Origin of the sequence: Streptomyces sp. NRRL S-495, from assembly GCF_000966955.1 — a bacterium.
Classification (GTDB): domain Bacteria; phylum Actinomycetota; class Actinomycetes; order Streptomycetales; family Streptomycetaceae; genus Kitasatospora; species Kitasatospora purpeofusca.
Genome location: NZ_JZWY01000239.1, coordinates 1 through 4,897 on the forward strand (window position 1 = coordinate 1; position 4,897 = coordinate 4,897).

At 72.1% G+C, this 4,897-nt stretch carries 6 protein-coding genes and 1 pseudogene; all 7 read left to right on the forward strand.

Annotation, left to right across the window (positions count from 1 at the left end; genetic code table 11):
* A partial coding sequence (locus tag VR45_RS13865; RefSeq protein ID WP_045940042.1) for an ABC-F family ATP-binding cassette domain-containing protein occupies positions 1–1,403 on the forward strand: 1,403 nt, incomplete at its 5' end.
* A gap of 388 nt (positions 1,404–1,791) precedes the next feature.
* The gene (locus tag VR45_RS13870; RefSeq protein WP_030398279.1) at positions 1,792–2,025 is read left to right on the forward strand and encodes a helix-turn-helix domain-containing protein; all 234 of its coding nucleotides are present in this window, start codon (positions 1,792–1,794) and stop codon (positions 2,023–2,025) included.
* A gap of 232 nt (positions 2,026–2,257) precedes the next feature.
* Entirely contained in the window at positions 2,258–3,064 is an 807-nt protein-coding gene (locus VR45_RS13875; RefSeq protein ID WP_045940043.1) for an enoyl-CoA hydratase/isomerase family protein, read from the forward strand.
* A 533-nt stretch (positions 3,065–3,597) separates the two neighbouring features.
* Positions 3,598–4,104, forward strand: coding sequence for an Asp23/Gls24 family envelope stress response protein (locus VR45_RS13880; RefSeq protein ID WP_045940044.1), 507 nt, complete (start codon positions 3,598–3,600; stop codon positions 4,102–4,104).
* A gap of 27 nt (positions 4,105–4,131) precedes the next feature.
* Entirely contained in the window at positions 4,132–4,323 is a 192-nt protein-coding gene (locus VR45_RS13885) for a hypothetical protein (RefSeq protein WP_030398276.1), read from the forward strand.
* On the forward strand, positions 4,323–4,682 hold the full coding sequence (locus VR45_RS13890; RefSeq protein ID WP_045940045.1) for a hypothetical protein: 360 nt from the start codon (positions 4,323–4,325) through the stop codon (positions 4,680–4,682). The genes VR45_RS13885 and VR45_RS13890 overlap by 1 nt, the downstream gene beginning before the upstream one ends.
* Positions 4,679–4,897: pseudogene (locus VR45_RS13895) on the forward strand (hypothetical protein); the annotation flags it as partial. The gene VR45_RS13890 and the pseudogene VR45_RS13895, both read left to right, overlap by 4 nt.

The window sequence follows — 4,897 nt, forward strand, 5'->3', positions numbered from 1 at the left end:
ACCTGCCGCAGGACCCGCGCACCGGCGACCTCGACGTCCTGGCCAAGGACCGCATCCTCTCCGCCCGCGGCCTCGACACCGTGCTGAAGAAGATGCGCGAGAACGAGGACCGGATGGCGAACGGCAAGGGCGCCACCCAGGAGAACGCGATGAAGAAGTACGCGCGCCTGGAGACCGAGTTCCTCACCAAGGGCGGATACGCCGCCGAGGCCGAGGCCGCGACCATCGCGGCCGCGCTGGGCCTGCCGGACCGCATCCTCAACCAGCCGCTGCACACCCTCTCCGGTGGCCAGCGCCGCCGCGTCGAGCTCGCCCGGATCCTGTTCTCCGACTCGGACGTGCTGCTCCTCGACGAGCCCACCAACCACCTCGACGCCGACTCGATCGTCTGGCTGCGGGACTTCCTGAAGACCTACAAGGGCGGCTTCATCGTCATCTCGCACGATGTCGACCTGGTCGAGACGGTCGTCAACAAGGTCTTCTACCTGGACGCCAACCGCTCCGCGATCGACGTCTACAACATGGGCTGGAAGCAGTACCAGCAGCAGCGCGAGGACGACGAGAAGCGCCGCAAGCGCGAGCGGGCCAACGCCGAGAAGAAGGCCGCGACCCTGAACGCGCAGGCCGACAAGATGCGCGCCAAGGCCACCAAGACCGTCGCCGCGCAGAACATGGCCCGCCGCGCCGACAAGCTGCTCTCCGGCCTGGAGCAGGTCCGGATGAACGACAAGGTCGCCAAGCTGCGCTTCCCGGACCCGGCCCCGTGCGGCAAGACCCCGCTGACCGCCAGCGGGCTGTCCAAGTCCTACGGCTCGCTGGAGATCTTCACCGACGTCGACCTGGCCATCGACCGGGGCTCCCGGGTCGTCGTGCTGGGCTTCAACGGCGCCGGCAAGACCACCCTGCTGCGGATGTCCGCCAGGGTGGAGAAGCCGGACACCGGCGAGGTGATCCCGGGCCACGGCCTGAAGATCGGCTACTACGCCCAGGAGCACGAGACCCTGGACCCGGAGCGCACGGTGCTGGAGAACATGCGCTCCTCGGCACCGGACACCGACCTGGTGCAGATCCGCAAGATCCTCGGCTCGTTCCTGTTCTCCGGCGACGACGTCGACAAGCCGGCCGGGGTGCTCTCCGGCGGCGAGAAGACCCGGCTCGCACTGGCCTCGCTGGTGGTCTCCAGCGCCAATGTGCTGCTGCTCGACGAGCCGACCAACAACCTGGACCCGGCCAGCCGCGAGGAGATCCTCGGCGCGCTGCGCGAGTTCAGCGGCGCGGTCGTGCTGGTCACCCACGACGAGGGCGCGGTCGACGCGCTCCAGCCGGAGCGGATCATCCTGCTCCCCGACGGCGTCGAGGACCTCTGGAGCCCGGCCTACGCCGACCTGGTCACGCTGGCCTGATTCCGCCACGTCAGGGCCCGGTCGTCCGTACGGACGACCGGGCCTTCGTGTTCCCGTCCGGCCGGCGGTAGACGCTCACTCCACTTTCTGCGCCAGAAAAACTACTCCTTCCGGCGTGTCCGGGAATGAAGGGGTCGCGCATTCCGTTTGAGGAGCTTCCGTCAGCCCACCACTCGATCGTGGTCGGGCCCACGCTGCTGATCAGCCCATTCGCACCGAACGGCGGTAGACCTCCGGGGGCGTGCACTCAGCGTGAGCGCCCTTGTGCGCTCGGATCACCACCGCAGGACCGCCCATTCCAGACATGGACCTTGTCGAATGGGTGGCCAGGACGCGGTGGATGGGTGATCATGGGAATCTGACCGAGCAACGCTACGAGGAGGCACGGGTGGCCGAGACTCTGAAAAAGGGCAGCCGGGTAACCGGTGCCGCGCGTGAGAAGCTCGCGGCCGATCTCAAGAAGAAGTACGACTCCGGGGCGAGCATTCGTGCCCTCGCGGAGGAGACCGGTCGCTCGTACGGCTTCGTGCACCGAATGCTGAGCGAATCCGGAGTGATCCTCCGGGGCCGCGGCGGTGCTACGCGGGGCAAGAACAAAGCCGCAGCCGGGGCCGGTTCCTGACGCCCCGTCACTTCATCGGACAGATGACTCGGCGGCAGGGCGCCGACCGGGAAGGCGACCGTCGATCGCCCGCCCCCGGCCAGAGCGAACCGGCCGCCGATCGTCATGTCGCGGCCCGGCCGTGACCCGGTCGCGGACCGCAGCACGACGATCGTCGGTGGGCCCCTGCCGCTGCGCCGTCAGTTTTGTTACTCTCCGGTAGCCAAGCACCCTCGCCACCGGAGGTCCCCGCATGACCGCTCCCGCCACCGATCCGCAGACCCCGAGCCGGGAGCAGGACGGCGTTCGCCTGGAGCTCGACGGCGACCTCGCCGTCGTCACCCTCTGTCAGCCCGCGCGGCGCAACGCGCAGTCCCCCGCGATGTGGCGCGCCCTCGCCGCCGTCGGCCGCGAGCTGCCCGGGAACGTCCGCGTGGTGCTGCTCCGTGCCGAGGGCGTCTCCTTCTCCGCCGGCCTGGACCGCGCGATGTTCAGCCCCGAGGGCATCCCCGGCGAGCCCAGCTTCCTCCAGCTGGCCGCCGCCGAGGACAAGGAGCTCGACGCGACCATCGCCGGCTACCAGGAGGCCTTCACCTGGTGGCGGCGCCCCGACCTGGTGACCCTCGCCGCCGTCCAGGGCCACGCCGTCGGCGCGGGCTTCCAGCTCGCGCTCGGCTGCGACCTGCGGGTGGTCGCCGAGGACGTCCAGTTCTCCATGAAGGAGACCTCGCTCGGCCTCGTCCCCGACCTCGGCGGCACCAAGCCGCTGACCGACCTGGTCGGCTACGCCCGGGCGCTGGAGATCTGCGCCACCGGCCGCTGGGTCGGCGCGGCCGAGGCCGCCGCGATCGGCCTGGCCAACCTCGCCGTCCCGGCCGCCGAGCTGGACGCCGCTGCCCGCGACCTCGCCGCCGCCCTGCTCGCCGCGCCGCGCAACGCCGTCATCGAGACCAAGGCCCTGCTCCAGGGCGCCGCCGGCCGCTCCTACGACGAGCAGCGCTCGGCCGAACGGGCGGCGCAGGCCCGCCGGCTGCGCGACCTGGCCGGCCTCGGCGACTGACCGCGGTTCCCGCCGGGCCACCGGGTCGCCGCTGGCCTGGCCCCTGGCCGCCCGGCCATTCACTTTGCAAAGTGCGACTTTGCAAAGTCATCTCGGACCCGGCAGGACTTTGCAAACAGCTGCTTGAGGGCCCGGGCCCGTGGGAAATCCCACGGGCCCGGGCCTTTTCGTGGGTGTCCGCTCGTGCGGCCGACCGACCGGGCGGCACTTTGCAAAGTCACTCTTTGCAAAGTGCTCCGGATCTGGCAGGGCCCTGCGAACGGCGGAGGCTTGAGAGGCCCGGCCCCGTGGGGCACCCCACGGGGCCGGGCCCTTCCATGTGTCCGTCCGGCCGTTCACCCGTCCGCCGACCGCTCCGGCCGGCGGCCCGCCCCACCGGTCCGCCCGTCCGCCGGTCCCTCTGCTCGTCCGTCCGTCCGCCCGTCCCTCCGCCGGTCCGGCCGTCCGGCTGCTCCGGGGGCGGGAACCGTGGCGAAATGCCAGAGTTGGAGCGATTTGCGATATAGCTGGAGCCGCACAACGGGAGATGAGCCATGCCTGACACTCCGACACCCGCCACCCTGCACAAGAACCCCTCGGCCGGTGCCGCCACGTCCTCGACGGGCGCCGACGGCGCGACGGTGATCGCCGAGCGCGGCCGCACCGCGCTGGCCGTCGGCGTGGTCGAGAAGATCGCCGGGATGGCCGCGCGCGAGGTCAGCGGCATCCACGCCCTCGGCTCCGGCCTCGCCCGCACCTTCGGGGCGATGCGGGACCGGGTCCCCGGCGGGCGCAGCAGCATCGGGCGCGGCATCAAGGCCGAGGTGGGGGAGAAGCAGACCGCCATCGACATCGCGCTGGTCGTCGAGTACGGCGTCGTCATCCCCGAACTCGCCCGCCAGGTGCGGGAGAACATCATCGACGCGGTCGAGCGGATGACCGGTCTCGAGGTCGTCGAGGTGAACATCGCCGTCAATGACGTTCACCTGCCCGACGAGCCCGACGTCGTGGAGGAGGAAGAGGAGCCCGCCTCCTCCGGCCAGCGCCCCAAGCTGAAGTAGCCCGCAGCGGAAGACGAGGTGGAACGCATGAACCTGGCCATCGTCGGCCTGGTGGTGGGAATGGCCCTGGGCTTCGCCGGATACTTCGGCGGGTTCGCGGCCTTCCTGCTGGTGGCCGCGCTGGGGGTGGTCGGATTCGTGGTCGGCCGTCTGCTGGAGGGCGACATCGAGCTCGGCGAGCTCGGCGACCTGCTGCGCAGTCGCGACCGGCGCCGTTGATGGCGGCCCTCGTCCCTGCGCCCGCGCACGGGGAGCCCGGCACGCGCGGCCGGCTGCGGATCGCCGACCGGGTCTACGCCCGAATCGCCGCCAGGGCCGCCCGGGAGGCGCTCGCCGAGGCCTGGCAGGGCCGGACCGCGCGTGGCGGACCGCCCACGGTCTCGGTGACCGGCCCGTCCGCGCCGAGCGCCCCGGTCACCGTGCGGGTCGCCGTCGACCTGCCCTTCCCCGCCGATCTCACCGCCCTGGCCCGCGCCGTACGCGACCGGATCAGCGCCGATGTCCGCGCCCTGACCGCCACCCGGGTGGCCGAGGTCGTCGTGGTGGTCGAGCACCTGGTGCCGGAGGTGGCGGGATGAGCACCTGGCGGAGCGCCGGGGTGGGCCGGCGGGAGGTCTGGGCCACCGGTGGCGGCCGCTGCGGCGGCAGCACCGGACCGGGCTGGGGCCGGGGCCGCCCGGGGCCGGGTGGCGGGCCGGCCTGCCACGGCGGCTGCTGGATGACCGGGCCCGCCGTGCGGCGGGTGGACCTCGTCGTGCGCCGGCCCGGCCGTCAGGGCCCGGAGGGGCGGGCA

Coding starts and splice junctions, on each gene's coding strand:
- VR45_RS13890 (WP_045940045.1), top strand. CDS start 4,323: ATGGCGGCCCTCGTCCCTGCGCCCGCGCACGGGGAGCCCGGCACGCGC.
- VR45_RS13880 (WP_045940044.1), top strand. CDS start 3,598: ATGCCTGACACTCCGACACCCGCCACCCTGCACAAGAACCCCTCGGCC.
- VR45_RS13885 (WP_030398276.1), top strand. CDS start 4,132: ATGAACCTGGCCATCGTCGGCCTGGTGGTGGGAATGGCCCTGGGCTTC.
- VR45_RS13875 (WP_045940043.1), top strand. CDS start 2,258: ATGACCGCTCCCGCCACCGATCCGCAGACCCCGAGCCGGGAGCAGGAC.